Origin of the sequence: Polaromonas sp. YR568, from assembly GCF_943369675.1 — a bacterium.
Lineage (GTDB): Bacteria > Pseudomonadota > Gammaproteobacteria > Burkholderiales > Burkholderiaceae_C > Polaromonas.
This window is the reverse complement of sequence record NZ_CALROB020000049.1, coordinates 16747-36111: the sequence shown is the minus strand read 5'-3', so window position 1 is coordinate 36111 and position 19365 is coordinate 16747. Positions and strand designations below refer to the sequence as shown.

Sequence of the window (19365 nt, the reverse complement as noted above, 5' to 3'; positions counted from 1 at the left end):
GCTGGCCGGGTCTCGCCCCGGCGGGCGAGGCACTTTTCTTTGCTTCGCCAAAGAAAAGTACCCAAAAGAAAGGCGACCCTGGCTCCTGCGTCCCCTGCGCTTCGCTCCGGGGCAACCTGCGGTGCTCGGTCCAGCCGGGGTCAAAAACAACTCGCTTCGCTCAAACAAGTTTTTGCCCTGATCCGTCTGGCCCTGCGCTCCTCGGCGCATCCACAAGGGGTGGGAACCGAAATACCAAACAGCCGAAGAAAAATACCGAATACAGAAAACCACAAGGACTCGCCACGGCGAGTCCTTGTTTGTATTGGTATTGGTTTTTTGTCTTTGTCCCCGCTCCCGATCCCGATTGCCCCTTGTGGATGCGCCGAGGAGCGCAGAGACAAGCGGATCAGGGCTGGCGTTGTCTGAGCGTAGCGAGTTTAGCCAGACCCCGCTTGGCTCGAGCCACCGCAGGTTGCCCGTAGCGAAGCGAAGGGACGCAGGAGCCAGGGTCGCCTTTTCTTTGGTGACTTTCTTTTGGCGAAGCAAAAGAAAGTTACTGGCCGCCGGGCCACTCCCGGCCAGCAAGCCTATGCAAAAAGCGCAAAGGCCGGAGCAAGAACCGACCAAGCCCGAACGGCCAGTTCAAGAATCCCGAACCGGCCCTCTCAACCCCTTGGTCGCCGAGCGCTGACTCTTCCCCTCCAGCCTCCGTTGCTTCGACCCATAGGTCGGCTTGGTAGCCCGCCGCGCCTTGGGCGGGCTCGATACGCCGTCGACGACCTCCTGCAGCCGCGCCAGGGCATCGGCACGGTTCATCTCTTGCGTACGGTGCTGCTGCGCCTTGAGCACCAGCACACCCTCCTGCGTGATGCGGCTGTCGGACAGGCACAGCAAGCGCTCCTTGATGACCTCGGGCAATGAAGAAGCGTGGATGTCAAAGCGCAGGTGAATCGCGCTGGAAACCTTGTTGACGTTTTGCCCGCCCGCGCCTTGCGCGCGTATGGCGCTGAACTCGACCTCGCGTTCATCGACCGGGAATTTGGGTGGCGCGGCCATGGTCAGTCTGTCAGCGCCCCGTGCGCTTCAGCCGGCCAGCTCGGCCAGGCCGGCGATGGCCAGGGCATACCCCTTGACGCCGAAGCCGGCCATGACGGCCTTGGCGGCCGGCGAGATGTAGGAGTGGTGGCGGAAGGCCTCGCGCGCGTGCACGTTGCTGATGTGCAGCTCGATCAGCGTCACGCCCGCGCCCTTGATGGCGTCGTGCAGGGCCACGCTGGTGTGGGTGTAGGCGCCGGCATTGAGCACCACGCCGGCCAGCGTGCCGGCGGCCTGGGCGCGGCCGGCTTCGTGGATCGCGTCGATCAGCGCGCCTTCGTGGTTGCTCTGGCGGAAGTCGAGCTTGAAACCGTGGGCCTTGCAGGCATCGACGCACAGCGCCTCCACGTCGGCCAGCGTCTGCGAGCCGTACACGGCCGGTTCGCGCGTGCCCAGCAGGTTGAGGTTGGGACCGTTGAGGACCAGGGCTGTTTTCATGAAGCGGGTCTTTCGAGGTGTTCAGGTTGGCTGATGCTTGTGGCGAGGTCTTGTGCCGGTGATTATCGGCTCTGGCTTTCGAAGAAGCGCGCCAGCAAGTCCGCAAAGGCAGCGGGCTGCTCCACGGCACTCAGGTGCGCGGCGGGCAAGGTGCTGAGCCGGGCGCCCGGGATGCTCTTGTGGATGGCTTCGGACATCGCGACGGGCGTTGCCTCGTCGCGCGTGCCGGCAATCACCAGCGCGGGGCACTGGATGCTTGCGTTGCTGGCGCGAAAGTCGATGTTGGCCACGGCTTCGCAGCTGGCGGCATAGGCGGCCGCGTCGGTCTTCTCCAGCTGCAGGCGCAGCGCCGCCACGCGCTGTTTGCCGCCGCCGGCTTCGTCGGCGCGGAATTCAGGCGTGAACCAGCGCTGCATCGCGCCGTCGGCAATGGCGGCCACGCCCTGCTCCAGCACGGTCTTCACGCGCGCCGCCCACATGGCGCGCGCCGCGTCGTCATAGTGCATGGCCGCATTGGCGATGGTGATGCTGTTGAGCAGTTGCGGGTGCCGCGCGGCCAGCGCCTGGGCGGTCATGCCGCCCATGCTGAGGCCGACAAAATGCACCGGGCCGGCGCTGTGCGCGCGGATCAGGCCGGCCACGTCGTCGGCCAGCATATCGATGGTGTAAGGGCCGGGCACCGCCTCCGATTTCCCGTGGCCCCGGTGGTCGTGGCGCAGCACGGTGTAGCGGCCCTTGAGCGCGGCGGCCACGCCGTCCCACATGCTCGTGTCGCAGCCCAGCGCGTGGCTGAGCACCACGGCCGGCCCCTGCCCTTCCTGGGTCCAATGCAGGTGCGGCTGCTTCATGCCTGTTTCTCCCCGGCGGGCAGCAGGCCTTTTTCGCGCAGGATGTCGCCGGCCAGCGCAAAGGCATGGTTGGCGGCGGGCACGCCGCAGTAGATGGCGGCCTGGAAAATCACTTCCTTGATCTCGTCGGGGGTGAGCCGCGACTCGGGCGGGCCGTCGAGCGCGGCGCGCACATGCATGGAAAATTCTTCATAAGCCTTGAGCGCGATCATGGTCGACAGCACCATCAGGCGCCGCGTCTTGTCGCCCAGGGCCGGCCGGCCCCAGACCTCATTCCAGGCATAGCGCGTGATCAGATCCTGGAACTCGCCGTTGAAGCTGTTTTTATTGGCGATGGATTTGTCGACCCAGGCGTCGCCCAGCACGCGGCGGCGGTTGGCCATGCCCTTGTCGTAATCGTTGGTGCTCATGGTGTTTTCCTTATGGATGTTGCGGGAGGCCGAGGGCATTGAGCGCCGCCGTCTGGCTCTGGACCTGTGCCCGCGCCAGTTCGGCGGCGTGTTCGGCGAGTTCGAAGCTGAACCACTCGTCGGCCGCCTCTGCGGGAAGCTCGGCGCGCAGGGATGCAATGTTGACGCGCATGCGCTGCGTGTTGACCTGCAGGCCGGGCAGTGCCTGCGCCATCGCGCGGGCCGAGCCGTGCGCCGCCGCGACCAGGCCCGGCCACTCGGCGAGTTCGGCCTGCCAGTTGCCCAGCGCGCGCTCATGCTCCTGCGGCATCGCGGCCAGCAGCGCCGCCACGCGCTGCGGCGCGCGCGCGCTGGCGGCCAGCGCCACCATGCAGGCCACCGGGTTGCGCTTGTGGGGCATGGCCGACGAGCCGCCGCGGCCGGGCGCGGAAGGCTCGGCCAGCTCGCCGACCTCGTACTGGCCCATCAGGGCGATGTCCTTGGCCATCTTGCCGAGGCTGCCGGCCAGCAGGCCCAGCTCGCAACCCAATGCCAGCCACTCGTCGCGCTGGGTGTGCCAGACGGCCTCTGGCGCCCGCAAGTCCAGCTCGGCCGCGAGGAAGGCGACGACCTGCGGCCCCCGGCCTTTCATCTGCGCCAGCGTGCCCACGGCGCCGCCCAGTTGCACACGCAAGGCCCGGCCGGCCGCGACCTCCATGCGCTGCAGGCTGCGCACCAGCGGCGCGGCCCAGCCGGCGCACTTCAGGCCGAAGCTGGTGACCGATGCCGGCTGCATCAGGGTGCGGGCCAGCACCGGGGCCGCCGCATGCTGCCGCGCCAGCGCCAGCAGCGCCGTCGCGGCCTGCCGCACGTCGGCTTCAATCAGGCGCAAGGCGCGGCGCGTCACCAGCACCAGCGCCGTGTCAATCACATCCTGGGAGGTGGAGCCGAAATGCACAAAAGCGGCGGCTTCCTTGCTGGAGCGGCCGACGATGTCCTTGAGGCTTTTGGTCAGCGGCACGGCCAGCGTGCCGGCCAGGGCGCTGTCACGCACGATGGCGGCAGTGTCCAGCAGCTCGACCTTGCAGCCGGCGGCGATGGCGGCGGCCGCAGCCTCCGGGATCAGCCCGGCGCGCGCCTGAGCTTTTGCCAGCGCGGCCTCGAAGTCCAGCATGGCCTGCAGGAAGCTGCGCTCGCCGAAGGCGTCCAGCACCTCGGGTGTGGACAGGAAGCCCTCAAAAATGCTGCTCATGTGTCGGGTCTTTTCAATCAACAGTAGAAAAAGCTTTTGCGCGAGGCGGCCCCAGGAAAAAATGCGCGCTCCCGGGGGCGTCCTTCGATACCTCAGGACGAACGGAGAACCGGTCGAAGCGAGGAGCGCGAAGCTATTATCGTTTGAGCCGGATCTGGTTGGGCAGCGGCACCGAGCGGCGCAGCACATCCTCGCCCAGCCACAGCGCCGAGCGGTGCGCCCGCGCGGCCACGGTCGCCAGCGGCATCTGCTGGTAGTCGTCGTTGAAGACCTCAAAACTGTAGTCGCCGCGGTAACCCAGGCCGTGCAGCCGCGTCACCAGCGCGGCCAGCGCCTCGCTGTGCACGCCTTCGCCGGGAAACACACGGAAATGCCGGGCCGTGGCGATGCGCTCCTCGACCGACTTGATTTCGGTCCACATGAAATCGGCCAGCTGCACCAGGAAGATTTTCCGGGGATCCAGTATGTCCAGCTCGTCAAGCGGCGTCTTGGTCGCAAACATGTGGAAGGAGTCGAAGCCCAGCCCGAGGTTGGGCATGTCGGCCTGGCAGATCAGCTCCCAGGCCTGCGGAAACTCGTTGACGGTGCGGCCCCAGGACAGCGCCTCGTAGGCGATGCGGATGCTCATCGGGATCGCCAGCATGGCAAGCTTGCGCAAGTCCTTCACCAGCGCCTGGCTGTCGCCGCTGGCGTGCACCGAGGTCGATGAACAGATCAGCAGCAGGCGGCAGCCGAGCTGGTGGCACATGGCCAGCATGGACTTGGCAATGTCGATCTTGTAGTCGTGCAGGTGGCCGGACAGGCCCTCAAAGTCGCGCAAGACCTGGAAGCCGGTCACGCGCAAACCGCTGGCACGCACCGCGGCCACGGCGGCATCCACCCCGCCGGGGTGGCCCACCAGGTCCCTGGCGGCCAGCATGATCTGGCTGAAGCCGGCGTCGCGCACGGCCTGCAGCTTGGCCTCCAGCGTGCCGGCCAGCGAGATGGTGTCCATCCCGAAATCGTTGATGTTTCCGCTGTCGTGGCTCATGGCAATCCTCAGGCGCGCTGGTCGTGCACCAGCTCGAAGCTCAGGCCGCCCAGCCAGCTTCGCGTCAGCGCGCCGCGGTCCTCGGTGTGCACGCCGCGCGATTCGACGAACTCCACGCCGCGTTTGCCGAGCTCGGCCACGGTCGCCAGCACGTCGGCCGTGCCCAGGCCCACACGCTGCAGGCCTTCGTCGTCCTCCACATCGAGCACCCCGGCCTCGGGCTCAATCAGCTGGATGTAAAAGCGCGCGGCCGCGGGGCATGGGCTCTGCAGGATCCGGCCCTTGGGCAGGATGCCGAAGCGCTGCTCTGCGGGCAGCTCACTGAAGCCGAACAGCTCGCGGTAAAACTCCGACCAGTCCTCGGCACGGTCGTTGCCGATGTACTGCACGACCCCGAAAAAATGCAGGCCGGCGACGGCCGGCGGATGCATGTCCACGCCGGGAATCGGCACGAAGTCCACGTCGTAGATCGAGAACTTGTCGTAGCGGTCCACAAAATAAATCCGGCTGGTGCCGACGCCGTGGATCGCCGGGATGTTGAGCTCCATCACTTCCACGCGGGAGGGCACGGCCCAGGCGCCGCGGTCCAGCGCGCGGCGGTAGGCCGCCGCGGCATCGCGCACGCGCAGGGCCACGGCGGCAATCACCGGCTTGCCGTCGGGCGCGCTGTCGGACGCGCTGCCAGGCAGCGCCGGCGCATGGGCGTTGACGATCACATGGATGGCGCCTTGCCGGTACAGCAGAACCTCGCGCGAGCGGTGCCGCGCCACCGGGCGGAACCCCATCATCTCCAGCACCTGGCCCAGCGCCTGCGGTTTTGAGGTGGCGTATTCGATGAACTCGATGCCGTCCAGCCCCAGGGGGTTGGCCGGCTCGGTGATGGATTCGCGGTCGGCCAGCGCGGCCGGGTTCGAGGTGTTCATGCGGTTTCTCCGTCAGGGTCAGGCAAGGCAGCGGTCAATAACTGAGGCGGGCGACGGCGCGCAGGGCGTCGGGCGTCGCCGTGCCGAAGCCAAAAAACTCCAGGTAGGCCGGGATCTGCTCGAACAGCATGTCCGAGCCCACCTGCACCCGGCAGCCGCGCGCCTGGGCCGCGCGCAGGAAAGGCGTCATCTCTTTTTTCATCACCACCTCGCCGGCAAAGGTGGACGGCGCCATGCGCTCCACGTCCACCGGCAGCGGATCGTCCTCGTTCATGCCCAGCGGCGTGGCGTTGACCACCAGGTCGTAGCCGGCCGGGTCCTTGCCGCCGATGGCGACCTGCAGCGCCGGGTAATGTTTGCGCAGGCGCGCGCCCAGCGCTTCGGCGGACGCCGGATGCACGTCGTACAAGCCCATGGCGGCGACGCCGGCCGCGGCCAGCGAAGCGGCAATCGCCGAGCCCACGCCGCCGCTGCCCACCACCAATACCCGCGCGCCCGCCAGCGGCAGGCCCTTGCGCAGCACGCCGCGCACAAAGCCCGCGCCGTCGAACATGTCGCCCAGCAGGCTGCCGTCGGCGCGGCGCAGGACGGCGTTGCAGGCGCCGGCGATTTCGACGGCCGGCGTGTACGCGTCGAGCAGGGCCAGGGTGCTCACCTTGTGCGGCATGGTGATCAGCGCGCCGCGGATGTTGGTCAGCTTGAACAGGCTGCCCAGCACCTGCGCATAGTCCTCGGGCTTGACGCCCATGGGCATGACCACCGCGTCTATGCCCGCCTGCTCGAACCAGGGGTTGTAGATCATCGGCGCCTTGAAGGCCTCGGTCGGGTAGCCGAGATGGGCGATCAGGGTGGTGCTGCCGCGGATCATGGCAGCCTCCGCCGGGCTGCCGCGTTCGGGGACATGAGGATCGGGTTGCTGTTCATGCAAATCACAAAATGGACCAGGGTGGATGGCGTGCGGCCCCGCGGGATCATCCCGCGGGGCCGCGTTGCTTACTTGCGCAGTTTGGCCAGCTCGGCCGTCAGTTCATTGACCGTGGAATCGCCGACGCCGGAGGAGTATTTGGCGATCACCGGTTTCATCTTCTCGCGCAGCTTGGCGGTTTCGGCGGGCGACAGCTCGGTCACCTGCATGCCGGCCTTCCTGAGCGCATCCAGCGTGGCGCCGGCGGCGTCGCGCGCGGCCTGGCGCTGGAACTTTCCGGCCTCGATGGCGGCGTCGGAGAACAGCTTCTTCTCGTCGTTGGTCAGCGTGTCCCAGAACTTCTTGCTGATGATCACCGATTGGGGGTTGTAGACGTGGTTGGTCAGGGTCAGGTATTTCTGCACCTCGGCGAACCTGTTGGCCAGGATGGTGTTGAGCGGGTTTTCCTGGCCGTCCAGCGCTTTCGATTCGAGGGCGGCATACACCTCGGGGAAGGCCATGGGTGTCGGGTTGGCGTCAAGCGCCTTGACCCAGTCGAGGTTGATGGGATTGGGAATCACGCGGATTTTCAGCCCGGCCAGGTCTTCGACCTTGTTGATGGCGCGCTTGCTGTTGGTCATGTTGCGAAAACCCAATTCCCAGTAGGCCAGGCCGACGATGCCTTTTTCCTGCAGCTTGTCGTGCAGCTTCTTGCCGAAGGGGCCGTCGACGACGGCATCGGCTTCCTTCGCGTTGGCAAACAGGAAGGGGAAGTCATACACCGCGAACTCCTTGACCTGGCTGGCCAGGATGCCGGAGTTCAGCACCACCATTTCGATGGTGCCGCCCTGCAGGCCCGAGACGTTGGGGCCGTCGCCGCCGAGCACGCCGCCGGGAAACAGGTTGACCTTGATCTTGCCGCCCGATTTGGCGGCGACGATCTCGGCGAACTTTTCCATGCCCATGACGATGGGATGGCCCTTGGGGTTCTGGTGGGCGAACTTGATCGTGTGTTCCTTGATGTCCTGCGCCGCAGCCAGGCCGAAGGCCGCCAGGGCGGCGGCCGCCACCAGGGTATTGATCATCAGACGTTTCATTTTTTGTCTCCTTGGGAAAACTTGTAAGTACGCAAAACCACGGGGCGCAGGACGCGGCGTACCAGGCACGCCCTGAACCGGGAAAGTCAGCAGGGCCTAGGAGCCTGGGTGGCAGAAGGAGCATCGGCTGCAAAGCGAGCGCAGCGGTCCATTTTTCACCTGCTTTTTGCCCCATAGCTACGGCTATGGGTCTGCAAATCCGGCAAAAACTGTCCTCGCTGGGCTCGCTTTTCGCTTCGATGCCTTCTGCCACCCAGGCTCCTAGCCATACAGCAGCCGCGCGGGCCACATGATGATCTGGGGAAACAGCACCATCAGGAACATCAGGGCGAACTGCACCGCCATGAAGGGCAACACGCCGCGCGTCACGTCGTCCATGCGCATGCGGCCCACGCCGGCGACGGTGCTGAGCACCGTCCCCACCGGAGGCGTGACCAGGCCGATGGAGTTGTTGATGATGAACAGCACGCCGAAATACACCGGGTCTATGCCGGCCGCCTTGACCAGCGGCATCAGCACCGGTGTCAGGATCAGGATGGTGGGCGTCATGTCCATCGCGGTGCCGACGATCATCACCAGCACCATCATCGCCAGCAACAGCAGCGTGGGGCTGTCCAGCAAGGGCTGCAGCAGCGCCACCACCTGGCCGGGCAACTGCGCCACCGTGATCAGCCAGGCCGAGACCATGGCCGCGGCGACGAGGAACATGATCACCGCGGTGGTTTTGGCCGCGCCGAGAAACACCTCGTAAAGCTGCGCGATGCGGAGTTCGCGGTAGATCACGCCCGACACGAACAGCGCGTACACCGCCGCCACCACGGCCGCTTCGGTCGGCGTGAAGATGCCCATGCGCAGGCCCACCAGGATGATGACCGGCAGCATCAAGGCCCAGCCGGCCTGGCGAAAGGCCAGCCAGACTTCGGCGCGGGTGCGGCGCGGCGGGCTTTCGATCTGTTCGCGCCGCGTCAGCCACCACCAGGTGGCCCAGAGGCCGGCGCCCAGCACCAGCCCCGGGAAGATGCCGGCGAGGAACAGCTTGCTGATCGACACATTGCCGGCCACGCCGAAGATCACGAAGCCGATGGACGGCGGGATGATGGGGCCGATCACGCCGCAGGCGGCGATCAGGCCGCCGCTGCGCGCCTTGTCGTGGCCGGCTTTCACCATCATGGGCAGCAGCAGCGCCGTGAGGGCGGCCGCATCGGCCACGGCCGAGCCGGACAGCGCCGACAGCAGGCAGGCCGCCACGATCGTCACATAACCGAGGCCGCCGCGGATGTGACCGACCAGCGCCATGGCGAAACCGACGATGCGTTTGGACAGGCCGCCGGTGTTCATCACCTCGCCGGCCAGCATGAAGAAGGGAACGGCCAGCAGGGGGAAACTGTCCGCGCCGGTGATGACGTTCTGCGCCAGGATCTGGGCGTCGAACATGTTCAGGTGCCACATCAGCGCGGCGCCGCAGAGCAGCAGCGAAAAGGCAATCGGGATGCCCAGGGCCATGCTGGCCAGCAGAGACGAGAGGAAGACGATGATGGTCATGGCGCGCTTCCCGGCCTCAAGGCAAAGGTTTGGGAGCCTGGACCGGCTCCTCTTCGGATTCCCGGATGCCGATCAGTTCGTGCTCGGCCATCTGGCCGGCCGCAAGCCGCCACAGGTTGTGGAGCAGGATGACGGCGCCCGAAACGGCAAACACCAGGCCGCAGCCGTAAAAGATGGCCATGGACACCTCCATGGCGGCGCTGTTCGACTCCCAGTTGATCTTGACCTGCTCCAGCGCCCCCTTGAACACCAGCCAGCAGACGAACAGCATCAGCAGGTGGCCGACCAGCAGGCAGGCTTTTTTGCCCTTGAGCGGCAGGCGCGAGACCAGGCTGTCGGTGCCCAGGTGCGCGCCTTCGTTGAGCGCCACGATGGCGCCCAGAAAAGTGAGCCAGACAAACAGCCAGCGCGACAGCTCTTCCGACACCGCGATGCCGGAGTTGAAGGCATAGCGCAAAACCACGTTGGTGAAGACCAGCACCACCATCACGGCCAGGCTGGCCACCATCAGCCAGCACAGGAACCGGCAGTAGCTGTTGATGATTTTCTGGACCACGTTGTCTCCTGCGCGGACGCTCCGCGAGCGCCTCGATTCGTAATGTACGAACTAGTTAGTTTCTACGAATCGGGAATTACCCTAGCAGGCACTGCAGGGAAATGCAGGCTCAGGCGCGGACGAAACGCACCATCATCTCGACGATGCTGTCGCGGCGCGCCGCCATGGCTTGGGCCGACTGCGCGTCGCGCTTGAAGATCAGGCCGAAGGTGTGCTGGTTCGACACATTAAAAAACGTCAGCGCCGAAATCGAGGCATGGATGTCGATGGGGTCCAGGCCGGGCCGAAACTCTCCGGAAGCCACACCGCGATCGTAGAGCCGGCGGATCGCCTGGATCGCCGGCACGTTGAGTTCCTGGATGCTCTTGCTCTGGGCCAGGTAGGCGCCGCGCTCCATGTTCTCGGTCATCACCAGCCGGATGTAGTCGGGGTTGTCGTGGTGGTGGTCGAAGGTGAAGCCGACGAGGCGGCGCAGCGCGTCCTCGGGCGGCAGGTCTTCCAGGTGCAGCTCGGCCTCGATGGCACGCATGCGGCGGTAGGCTTCCTCCAGCACGGCGATGTACAGGCCTTGTTTGCTGCCGAAGTAGTAATAGATCATCCGCTTGCTGGTGCTGGTCGCGGCGGCGATCTCGTCGATGCGCGCGCCGCTCAAGCCCTTGTTGGCGAATTCGGTGGTCGCCACCTCGAGGATGCCGGCCATGGTCCGCATCGGGTCATTGGTGCGGGCGCCGTCGCGTTGCGCCGGCTTGCCGGCCGGCTTTGCGGTTTGCGCAGAATGTACTGCCTGGTTCATTTTCGAGAGTATAGGGCGGCAAGGTTCGCTGTGCGAACCGCGAGCGCGCAGCCATCCGACGCAAGAACCAGGACTCAGCCGGCCAGAATCACCCCGCCCCCACACTCCCCGTCACAGGCAAAACAATCCCGGTGATGTAGCTCGAACACACCGGCGAGGCCAGGAACACATAAGCCGGCGACAGCTCCTCGGGCTGCGCCGGCCGGCGCATGTCGGTCTTCTTGCCGAAGTCCTGGATCATGTCGGGCGGTGCATCGGCCGGGTTCAGCGGCGGCCACACCGGGCCGGGCGCGACGGCATTTACGCGTATGCCCTTGTCGAGCAGGTTGCTGGCCAGCGCCTTGGTGAAGGCGTGGATGGCACCCTTGGTGGCGGAATAGTCGAGCAGTTTGGCGCTGCCCTCCAGCCCCGTCACCGAGCCGGTGTTGATGATGCAGGAGCCCTTCTTCAGATGCGGCACCGCGGCCTTGGCCATGTGGAAGTAGCCGTACACATTCGTGCGCAGGGTTTCGTCAAAACGTTCTTCGGTCAGGTCTTCGATCGATTCGGCGTGTTCCTGGAAGGCGGCGTTGTTGACCAGGATGTCGAGCTTGCCGAGCGACTTGACGGCTTTTTTTACCGCGCCCCGGCAGAAGGCCGCATCTTTCACGTCACCCGCGATCAGCACGCAGCGCCGGCCTTCGGCTTCGATGCAGCGTTTGGTTTCCTTCGCGTCCTGGTGCGAGCTCAGGTAGGCCACGGCCACGTCGGCGCCCTCGCGCGCAAACAGCACGGCGACGGCCCGGCCAATGCCCGAATCGGCGCCGGTGACCAGCGCGGTCAGGCCTTCAAGCTTGCCGCTGCCTTTGTAATTGGGCGCCATGAACTGCGGCTTGAGTTCCATCTCCGCTTCCAGGCCGGGCTTGCGCAGGTGCTGCTTGGGCAGCGGCGGCGCTGGATAGTCCTGCTGGCCGGCCTGCACGGCTTTTTTGGGTTTGCCGGCGGAGGCCTCGCGCTTGGCGCGATTGGCCGTGTCCTTGCCGTCCTGCTCGCGCTGGATTTTTTTCTGTTTGGCGGTGACGGCCTCGCCGCGCGCGGTGGGGCGAGCGGAGGAGGTTCGGAAGGCTGGTTTGCTGCTGGCTTTGGGCATGGCGTTTCCTCAAAGGTGGATGAGTCAAAACATCCATTGGGTGCGCGCCGGACCGTCCACGGTGTAGGAAAGATTCGCGGCTGCACCCCAGCCAAGCCTTGCGGCCGCTGCAGATTCCGGCCGAATCTTGCACAATCAAGCCACCTCCCATCGCCGCTTTTCATTGCCGCCCGCGCGGCGTTTCATGCAAACCCGACACTTCCTCCAGCTCATCGCCATGTCCGCCCTCTGGGGCGCATCATTTCCCCTCCTGCGTATCGCCAGCCCGGCCCTCGGCCCCTGGGTGGTGGCCGCCACCCGCTGCACCCTGGCCGCGATCGTGCTCAGCCTGCTGATGAGCACGCTGCACGACAAGTGGCCGCCGCGCAGCGCCTGGCCGCGCCTGGCGCTGCTGAGCATGCTGTCGGTGGTGATTCCCTTTGTGCTGTTCAACTGGGCGGCGCTGATCATTCCCTCGGGCTACTCGGCGGTGCTCAATGCCACCGCGCCGCTCTTCGGCGTGATGGCCGCCGCGCTGGCCGGCGAAGAAAAACTCACGCGGGTCCGCCTGCTGGGCTGCGCGGTCGGTTTTGCCGGCGTCGCGCTGCTGGTGCAGCTGGGGCCCGTCGCCGTCACGCCCACGGTGGTGCTGGCGGCGCTGGCCTGCGTGGCCGCATCGGCCAGCTACGGTTTTGGCGCCATCCTGATGAAACGCGCCACCATGGCGTATTCACCGCTGCCCTCGTCGGCCGTGGTGCACGTGGCGGCGGCGCTGATCCTGGTGATACCCGGCGGCATCGCCGCGCCCTCTGCTGTCCTGACGCCGGGCGCGGTGGCGGCGGTCACGGTGCTGGGCACGCTGACCTCGGGTTTTATGTACTGGATCAGCATGCGGCTGATGCGCGAAATCCCGGCCAGCGCCACCACCTCGGCGGCCTTCATGATCCCGCTGTTCGGCGTGACCTGGGGCGGCCTGTTCCTCGGCGAGCCGGTCACGGCCAGCATGCTGCCCGGCTGCGTGCTGGTGCTGTCGGCCACCGCGCTGATCACGGGCTTCAACCCCTTCCGGGCCGCGCCGCCGGAGCCCTGAGGGCCTTCAGCCATGTCGCCATCGCCCCCTGAAGCGCCCCGGCTGCGCACCCTGTTTTTGGCCTTCTCCAAAATCGGCTTGACGAGTTTTGGCGGTGGCCTCAGCGGCTGGATGATGCGCGAATTCGTCCAGCAGCGCGCCTGGCTGACCGAGCAGGAATTCCTGGGCGGCCTGGCGCTGGCGCAGGCCTTTCCCGGCGTCAACGTGGTGAACCTGGCCATCTGGATAGGCTACCGTTTGCGCGGCGGGCCGGGTGCGCTGGCGTCGGCGCTGGGCATTGTGCTAGGGCCCATGGTGGTGGCCATCCTGCTGGCATCCGTGTTTTCCACCGTGGGCAATTCCCACCGGGTCCATCTTGTTCTTGCCGGCGTGGCGGCCGCGGCGGTGGGCCTGTCGCTGCAGACCAGCCTGCGCGCCGCGCGCCATGCCGCAAAAAGTGTGGCCCAGGCGCTGGTGCTGGCCGCCACCTTCGCGGCCATCTTCATCTGGCGCCTGCCCCTGCTGTGGGTCGTGGGCGTCATGGCGCCGCTGTCCATCGCCCTGGCCTGGCGGCGCATCGGCCATGATGTTGTAGAGGACACACCGCCATGAACCTGAAACTGCTGGGCGACCTGCTGGCGGTGTTTGTGCCGCTGTCTTTCCTGACCGTGGGCGGCGGCCAGAGCATCGTCGCGGACGTCCACCGGCAGTCCGTCAGCGTGCACGGCTGGATGAGCGACGGCCAATTCCTCGACCTGTTCGCGCTGTCGCGCCTGACGCCCGGGCCGGGCGCGCTGCTGGTCACTCTGGTGGGTTGGCAGGTGGCGGGGGTGTGGGGTGCTTTGGCCGTGTCCGCCGCGATTTTTGTGCCCAGCTCTATCCTGGTGTATGGCCTGGCGACGGTCTGGTCGCGCTACCGCACGCACAAGGTCACGCGCGCCATGGAGTCCGGGCTTGCGCCGGTCGCCGCCGGGATGATTCTGGCTGCGTCCTGCACGGTGCTGCGCGCGGCCGAGGGCGGTATCTGGGCCTGGTCGGTGGCGGCGCTTTCCACGCTGGTGCTGATGTGGACGCGCGTCAGCCCGCTGCTGATGCTGGCTTTGGGCGGCGCCCTGTTTTTGCTTGTGATGCCCTGACGGGCGCCGGTCAGCTTCTGTGCCGGGCCATGATGTCCGGTGTGCCGACCACCACGTCGGCGTTCTGCGCGCGCTGGCGCAGCGCATGCTCCATCACCACCAGCGCCAGCAGCGCTTCGGCAATCGGCGTGGCGCGTATGCCCACGCAGGGGTCGTGGCGGCCCTTGGTCACCACTTCGGCCGGGTTGCCCGCCGTGTCGATGGACTGGCGCGGCGTGATGATGGAACTGGTCGGCTTGATGGCAATCGAGACTTCCAGGTCTTGCCCCGTGCTGATGCCGCCCAGCACACCGCCGGCGTTGTTCGAGAGGAAACCTTCGGGCGTCAGCGAATCGCCATGCGTGGTGCCGCGCTGCGTGACGCTGGCAAAACCCGCGCCCATCTCCACACCCTTGACCGCATTGATGCCCATCATGGCAAAGGCAATGTCGGCGTCCAGCTTGTCATACAGGGGCTCACCCAGGCCGACCGGCACACCCGAAGCCGTCACGCGGATACGCGCGCCGCAGGAGTCGCCGGCCTTGCGCAAGGCGTCCATATAGTCTTCCAGCCTGGACACATCGGCCACCGGCGCGAAGAAGGGGTTGTTCGGCACATGCTCCCAGGACTCAAACGGGATGACTTCATCGCCGACCTGCGTCATGCAACCGCGAAACACCGTGCCGTATTTTTCGGCCAGCCATTTTTTGGCGACCGCGCCCGCCGCCACCGTGGGCGCCGTCAGCCGCGCCGACGAGCGGCCACCGCCGCGCGGGTCGCGCAGGCCGTATTTGTGCAGGTAGGCGTAGTCGGCGTGGCCGGGGCGGAAGGTCTCCAGGATGTTGCTGTAGTCCTTGCTGCGCTGATCGGTGTTGCGAATCAGCAGGCAGATCGGCGTGCCCGTGGTCTTGCCCTGGTAAACACCGGAGAGGATTTCGACGGCATCGGGCTCGTTGCGCTGGGTGACGTGGCGGCTGGTGCCGGGCCGGCGGCGATCCAGGTCGGCCTGGATGTCAGCCTCGCTCAATTCCATACCCGGCGGGCAGCCGTCAATCACGCAGCCAATGGCCGGGCCGTGGGATTCACCAAAGTTGGTGACTGCGAATAGGGTGCCTAGGGTATTTCCGCTCATGGGGGGATTATCCCCGAGGGCGTGGGCGGCCTTTGCCTGGGCATCGCGGCAGGCTCTGGAACATTTCCTGCTTGTTGCACTGCACCAATCCCGATCTGGATGTCTTGATTGAACAGGAGCACCCCATGCTGGACCGCACCGCGACCAAGTTTTCCCACGTCAAGCCCGGCGACACGCAGTTTGTTTCCGGCGGTTTGCGCGATTTTTTCCTGTACCGCGACCTCGGCATCGCCGACGCGACCAACGGCAAGGTGATCGCGCACCTTGTCAAGGCGAACATGGCACCAGAAACAGGCACGGGATGGCACCGTCATGAGGCGGATTTCCAGATCGTCATCATGGTCAAGGGCTGGGCCCGCTTCATGTACGAAGACAAGGAAACCCTGGTCGAAGCCGGCGACGTGGTGCACCAGCGGCCGGGCATCAAACATTTCCTGTTCGACTACTCCCCCGACATGGAATACCTGGAAATCGTCGGACCGGCGGATTTCAAGTCGATTGACGTCGACCCGGTCTGCGACATCCCGCCTCCCACGCCGTGGAAATAACCGCCCTCTGACGGGGCCGCCTTATTTCAGTGACAGCGCGGATCCGGCTTTGCCGGGCCGCAGGTGTCGCCCCCTGCAAGGGGGGAACAGGCCACACGCAGTGAGCCTGGACGGGGTGTTCAAAATTCAGCATCAAGTTCATCAATATCATCCGGCTCCTTCTTGGCCGCAGCCACCCACTCCTTCATAGCCGGCAACTCCATCACCCGCTTGCAATAAGCCGTGCAAGCCTTGTCCTGCACCACGTCATAAGTCAGGAAGCGGGTAACAACAGGCGCATACATCGCATCCGCCACCGACAGCTCCTTGCCGAACAGGTAAGGCCCGCCGTAAGAACCCAGGCATTCCTTCCAGATTTCGAGCACGCGGTCGATGTCGGCCTGCGCGCGCGACCAGACCTTGAAGTTCGAAAAATGGGCCTTGATGTTCATGGGCAGCGCGGCGCGCAGCGAGGCAAAGCCCGAATGCATTTCGCCGCAGACCGCGCGGCAATGCGCGCGGACCTTGATGTCGGCCGGCAGCAACTGCGCCTTGGGCTTGATTTCATTGAGGTATTCGGCAATCGCCAGCGTGTCCCAGACCTTGACGCCGTTGTGCTGCAGCGAGGGCACCAGCATGCTGGACGACAGCAGCAGCATTTCGGCTTTCATGGCCGGGTCGTCGGGGGAGATCACTTTTTCGGTGAATTCCAGCCCGGCAAACTTCGCCAGCAGCCAGCCGCGCAGCGCCCAGGCGCCGTAGTTTTTGCTGCTGATCGTCAGGACTGCCTTGGCCATGAGATTGCTCCTTGAACCGCAAAGTGGGTCCCCGCCGGCCGGGGCTGGCAAAACCTCCGCAAGCCTTGTGCCAGCGAAGGCCCCAGGCGGCGACTGGCCCGTAACTTGCCTGCATCCTGGTTACCGGGGCCACAAGCCCGAATCAAGCCAGGAAACCCATGCTTTACCAGGCCTACCAACTCCAGTCCGACCTGATGTCCCCGCTTCGCCTGCTGGCGCAGGGCGGCAGCGCGGCGCTCTGGCTGGGCGAAACCGATGGCAGCCTGCTGCGCAAGTTTTCCGCGTCGATGGAAGTGTTTTCGCGCCTGCGGCTGACGCACTCACGCCCGGCCTACGGCATCACCTCGGTGAAGTCGGGTGAGCGCGAACTCGCCGTGACCGAGGAGGCCGTGCTCACCATGCCCTTCGGCACCTTGCTGCGCTTCAAAAAGGAAACGCCCGCCGACCTGCCCTACCAGCCGCCGGTGCTGCTGGTGGCCCCGCTGTCGGGCCACTTCGCCACGCTGCTGCGTGAGACCGTGCGCACGCTGCTGCAGGACCACGACGTCTACATCACCGACTGGCACAACGCGCGCGACGTGCCGCTGCGCCACGGCGCGTTTGCGCTGGACGACTACATCGACCACATGATCCGTTTCACCCAGGCGATAGGCCCGGGCACGCATGTGGTGGCGGTGTGCCAGCCCTGCGTGGCGGCGCTGGCGGCCGCGGCCGTCATGGCCGAAGACGACGACCCGGCCCAGCCGCGCAGCCTGACCCTGATGGCCGGCCCGGTCGACTGCCGCGTGAACCCGACCGGCGTGAACACCCTGGCCACCAGCAAGCCGATTGAATGGTTCGAGAAAAACCTGATCAGCCACGTGCCGTTGCCGCACGCGGGTTACATGCGGCGCGTGTACCCCGGCTTTGTGCAGCTGAGCGCTTTTCTGAGCATGAACCTGGAGCGGCACAAAAAATCCTTCCGGGACATGTACCAGCACCTGCTCGAAGGCGACGTGGAAAAAGCCAACGTCATCCGCGTGTTCTACGACGAGTACCTGGCCGTCAACGACCTGCCCGCCGAGTTCTACCTGGAGACCGTCGAGAAGGTGTTCCAGACCTACGACCTGCCGCTCGGAAAACTCAGCTACCGCGGCCGCATCGTCAAGCCCGCCGCGATCCGGCGCACGGCGCTGATGACGGTGGAGGGTGAACGTGACGACATCTGTGCCGTCGGGCAGACGGTTGCGGCGCAGGATTTATGTACCGGCATACGGCCGTATATGAAGACGCACCATGTGCAGACGGGTGTGGGGCACTATGGGGTGTTCAGCGGGCGCAAGTGGAATCAGCAGATTTATCCACGGGTGAGGGAGATGATCCACGCGAGTATGGGGTAGGAGTTCGCCGGGTCTTGCGCCGGCTTTCGCGCCCTTGCCCTTTGCATAGGCTTGCTGACCGGGAGTGGCCCGGCGGCCAGTAACTTTAGCGAAACCCGCAAAGCGGGTTTTCTTTTGTTCGCCAAAAGGCGCGCTACGCGCGCGGGGCTCGCTCACTTCGCGCAGCGAAGTTACGCGAACACCAAAGTCACCAAAGAAAAGGCGACCCTGGCTCCTGCGTCCCTTCGCTTCGCTCCGGGGCAACCTGCGGTGCTCGGTTCAGGCGGGGTCTCGCTAAACTCGCTGCGTTTCACTCCGCTCAAACAACGCGATCCCTGATCCGCCTGAACCTGCGCTCCTCGGCGCATCCACAAGGGGCAATCGGGAACGGGAGCGGGGACAAACAAGGACTCGCCACGGCGAGTCCTTGTTTCTTCAGGTATTCGGGTTTCCGTCTTCGGCTGTTTGGCATTTCTCCTCCCCGCTCCCACCCCTTGTGGATGCGCCGAGGAGCGGAGGGCCAGACGGATCAGGGCAAAAACTTGTTTGAGCCGAAGGCGAGTTGTTTTTGACCCCGGCTGGACCGAGCACCGCAGGTTGCCCCGGAGCGAAGCGCAGGGGACGCAGGAACCAGGGTCGCCTTTTTTTGCTTACTTTTTTTGGCGAAGCAAAAAAAGTGAGTCGCATGCCGGGCGACCCCGGCCAGCCGCCCTCAGCAAAGAGCACAGAGGCAGCGCGCAAGCCGGCGCAAGACCCGGCCCCTCACCCGTATCATTACCCCAGCACCCGAACAAATAAAGAAAGAGAGACAAAATGATCCGCTACCCAACCCCAGACATCAACACCCTCCCCTCCGACATCAAAGCCAAAATCCTCGAAGTCCAGGAAAAAGCCGGCTTCATCCCCAACGTGTTCCTCGCACTGGCGCGCCGCCCGGCAGAATGGCGCGCCTTCTTTGCGTACCACGATGCGTTGATGCTCAAGGAAGAAGGCTCCAACCCCAACGGGACGCTGACCAAGGGCGAACGCGAGATGATCGTCACCGCGACGAGCGCGGCCAACAACTGCCTCTATTGTGTGGTCGCGCATGGCGCCATCCTGCGGATTTATGAAAAGAAGCCGCTGGTGGCGGACCAGGTGGCGGTGAATTACCGCAAGGCCGACATCACGCCGCGCCAGCGCGCCATGCTGGACTTCGCGATGAAGGTCTGCCTGCAGGCCGACCGGATTGAAGACGCCGACTTCGAGGCGCTCTACCCCCACGGCTTTGACGACGAAGACGCCTGGGACATCGCGGCGATCACGGCGTTCTTCGGCCTGTCGAACCGCATGGCCAGCTTCAGCGACATGCAGCCCAATCCCGAGTTCTACCTGATGGGCCGCGTGCCCAAGCCGCCCAAACCGGCCTGA

Annotated in this window: 21 protein-coding genes; 6 read left to right on the top strand and 15 right to left on the bottom strand. The window is 65.6% G+C overall.

The features are described from left to right. Nucleotides 1-624: 624 nt before the first annotated feature. From arfB to ACLV8F_RS20950, 13 genes are all read right to left on the bottom strand, one after another. Nucleotides 625-1038: an alternative ribosome rescue aminoacyl-tRNA hydrolase ArfB gene (arfB, locus tag ACLV8F_RS21010; protein WP_411886147.1), complete on the bottom strand. Its 414-nt coding sequence runs from the start codon at nucleotides 1036-1038 to the stop codon at nucleotides 625-627. A 27-nt stretch (nucleotides 1039-1065) separates the two neighbouring features. Beyond that, nucleotides 1066-1515 (bottom strand): type II 3-dehydroquinate dehydratase, encoded by a 450-nt coding sequence (gene aroQ / locus ACLV8F_RS21005; RefSeq protein ID WP_411886146.1) that lies wholly within the window; start codon nucleotides 1513-1515, stop codon nucleotides 1066-1068. Nucleotides 1516-1577: 62 nt separating this feature from the next. Beyond that, a complete protein-coding gene (locus ACLV8F_RS21000) occupies nucleotides 1578-2363 on the bottom strand; it encodes an alpha/beta fold hydrolase (protein WP_411886145.1) in 786 nt (261 codons plus the stop codon). Next, on the bottom strand, nucleotides 2360-2773 hold the full coding sequence (locus ACLV8F_RS20995) for a carboxymuconolactone decarboxylase family protein (RefSeq protein WP_411886144.1): 414 nt from the start codon (nucleotides 2771-2773) through the stop codon (nucleotides 2360-2362). Before ACLV8F_RS20995 ends, ACLV8F_RS21000 begins: the two co-directional genes overlap by 4 nt. Before the next feature lie 10 nt (nucleotides 2774-2783). Continuing rightward, nucleotides 2784-4004, bottom strand: a complete 1221-nt coding sequence (gene pcaB, locus ACLV8F_RS20990) for a 3-carboxy-cis,cis-muconate cycloisomerase (RefSeq protein ID WP_411886143.1) — start codon at nucleotides 4002-4004, stop codon at nucleotides 2784-2786. A gap of 136 nt (nucleotides 4005-4140) precedes the next feature. Beyond that, the gene (locus ACLV8F_RS20985) at nucleotides 4141-5034 is read right to left on the bottom strand and encodes a sugar phosphate isomerase/epimerase family protein (RefSeq protein ID WP_411886142.1); all 894 of its coding nucleotides are present in this window, start codon (nucleotides 5032-5034) and stop codon (nucleotides 4141-4143) included. 8 nt (nucleotides 5035-5042) lie between these two features. Further along, entirely contained in the window at nucleotides 5043-5957 is a 915-nt protein-coding gene (locus ACLV8F_RS20980; protein WP_411886141.1) for a 4-hydroxyphenylpyruvate dioxygenase, read from the bottom strand. A 34-nt stretch (nucleotides 5958-5991) separates the two neighbouring features. Continuing rightward, nucleotides 5992-6825 carry a shikimate dehydrogenase family protein gene (locus tag ACLV8F_RS20975; protein ID WP_411886140.1) on the bottom strand — a complete coding sequence of 278 codons (834 nt, stop codon included), beginning with the start codon at nucleotides 6823-6825 and terminating at the stop codon, nucleotides 5992-5994. Between the two features lie 125 nt (nucleotides 6826-6950). After that, on the bottom strand, nucleotides 6951-7958 hold the full coding sequence (locus ACLV8F_RS20970; protein WP_411886139.1) for a TRAP transporter substrate-binding protein: 1008 nt from the start codon (nucleotides 7956-7958) through the stop codon (nucleotides 6951-6953). A 261-nt stretch (nucleotides 7959-8219) separates the two neighbouring features. After that, nucleotides 8220-9500 (bottom strand): TRAP transporter large permease subunit, encoded by a 1281-nt coding sequence (locus ACLV8F_RS20965; protein ID WP_411886138.1) that lies wholly within the window; start codon nucleotides 9498-9500, stop codon nucleotides 8220-8222. Nucleotides 9501-9516: 16 nt separating this feature from the next. Then, nucleotides 9517-10056, bottom strand: a complete 540-nt coding sequence (locus tag ACLV8F_RS20960; RefSeq protein ID WP_411886137.1) for a TRAP transporter small permease — start codon at nucleotides 10054-10056, stop codon at nucleotides 9517-9519. A 109-nt stretch (nucleotides 10057-10165) separates the two neighbouring features. Continuing rightward, nucleotides 10166-10849: a TetR/AcrR family transcriptional regulator gene (locus ACLV8F_RS20955; protein WP_411886136.1), complete on the bottom strand. Its 684-nt coding sequence runs from the start codon at nucleotides 10847-10849 to the stop codon at nucleotides 10166-10168. Between the two features lie 88 nt (nucleotides 10850-10937). Then, complete coding sequence (locus tag ACLV8F_RS20950) at nucleotides 10938-11978, bottom strand: SDR family oxidoreductase (protein ID WP_411886135.1); 1041 nt, start codon at nucleotides 11976-11978, stop codon at nucleotides 10938-10940. A 184-nt stretch (nucleotides 11979-12162) separates the two neighbouring features. Between ACLV8F_RS20950 and ACLV8F_RS20945 the strand changes: the two genes are divergently transcribed. Genes ACLV8F_RS20945 through ACLV8F_RS20935 form a run of 3 tightly spaced genes read left to right on the top strand, consistent with a single transcriptional unit; the run spans nucleotide 12163 to nucleotide 14162 of the window. Beyond that, nucleotides 12163-13047, top strand: coding sequence for a DMT family transporter (locus ACLV8F_RS20945; protein ID WP_411886134.1), 885 nt, complete (start codon nucleotides 12163-12165; stop codon nucleotides 13045-13047). A gap of 12 nt (nucleotides 13048-13059) precedes the next feature. After that, on the top strand, nucleotides 13060-13638 hold the full coding sequence (locus ACLV8F_RS20940; RefSeq protein WP_411886133.1) for a chromate transporter: 579 nt from the start codon (nucleotides 13060-13062) through the stop codon (nucleotides 13636-13638). After that, nucleotides 13635-14162, top strand: a complete 528-nt coding sequence (locus tag ACLV8F_RS20935; protein ID WP_411886132.1) for a chromate transporter — start codon at nucleotides 13635-13637, stop codon at nucleotides 14160-14162. The genes ACLV8F_RS20940 and ACLV8F_RS20935 overlap by 4 nt, the downstream gene beginning before the upstream one ends. A gap of 10 nt (nucleotides 14163-14172) precedes the next feature. On the opposite strand, the gene aroC is transcribed toward ACLV8F_RS20935, so the two are convergent. Next, the gene (gene aroC / locus ACLV8F_RS20930) at nucleotides 14173-15273 is read right to left on the bottom strand and encodes a chorismate synthase (protein WP_411886131.1); all 1101 of its coding nucleotides are present in this window, start codon (nucleotides 15271-15273) and stop codon (nucleotides 14173-14175) included. 125 nt (nucleotides 15274-15398) lie between these two features. Between aroC and ACLV8F_RS20925 the strand changes: the two genes are divergently transcribed. After that, nucleotides 15399-15821: a cupin domain-containing protein gene (locus tag ACLV8F_RS20925; protein ID WP_411886130.1), complete on the top strand. Its 423-nt coding sequence runs from the start codon at nucleotides 15399-15401 to the stop codon at nucleotides 15819-15821. Between the two features lie 119 nt (nucleotides 15822-15940). On the opposite strand, the gene ACLV8F_RS20920 is transcribed toward ACLV8F_RS20925, so the two are convergent. Beyond that, the gene (locus ACLV8F_RS20920; protein WP_411886129.1) at nucleotides 15941-16597 is read right to left on the bottom strand and encodes a glutathione S-transferase; all 657 of its coding nucleotides are present in this window, start codon (nucleotides 16595-16597) and stop codon (nucleotides 15941-15943) included. Nucleotides 16598-16755: 158 nt separating this feature from the next. Between ACLV8F_RS20920 and ACLV8F_RS20915 the strand changes: the two genes are divergently transcribed. Together ACLV8F_RS20915 and ACLV8F_RS20910 are read left to right on the top strand one after the other, a co-directional pair. Then, a complete protein-coding gene (locus ACLV8F_RS20915; protein WP_411886128.1) occupies nucleotides 16756-17976 on the top strand; it encodes a polyhydroxyalkanoate depolymerase in 1221 nt (406 codons plus the stop codon). 792 nt (nucleotides 17977-18768) lie between these two features. Next, the gene (locus tag ACLV8F_RS20910; RefSeq protein WP_411886127.1) at nucleotides 18769-19365 is read left to right on the top strand and encodes a peroxidase-related enzyme; all 597 of its coding nucleotides are present in this window, start codon (nucleotides 18769-18771) and stop codon (nucleotides 19363-19365) included.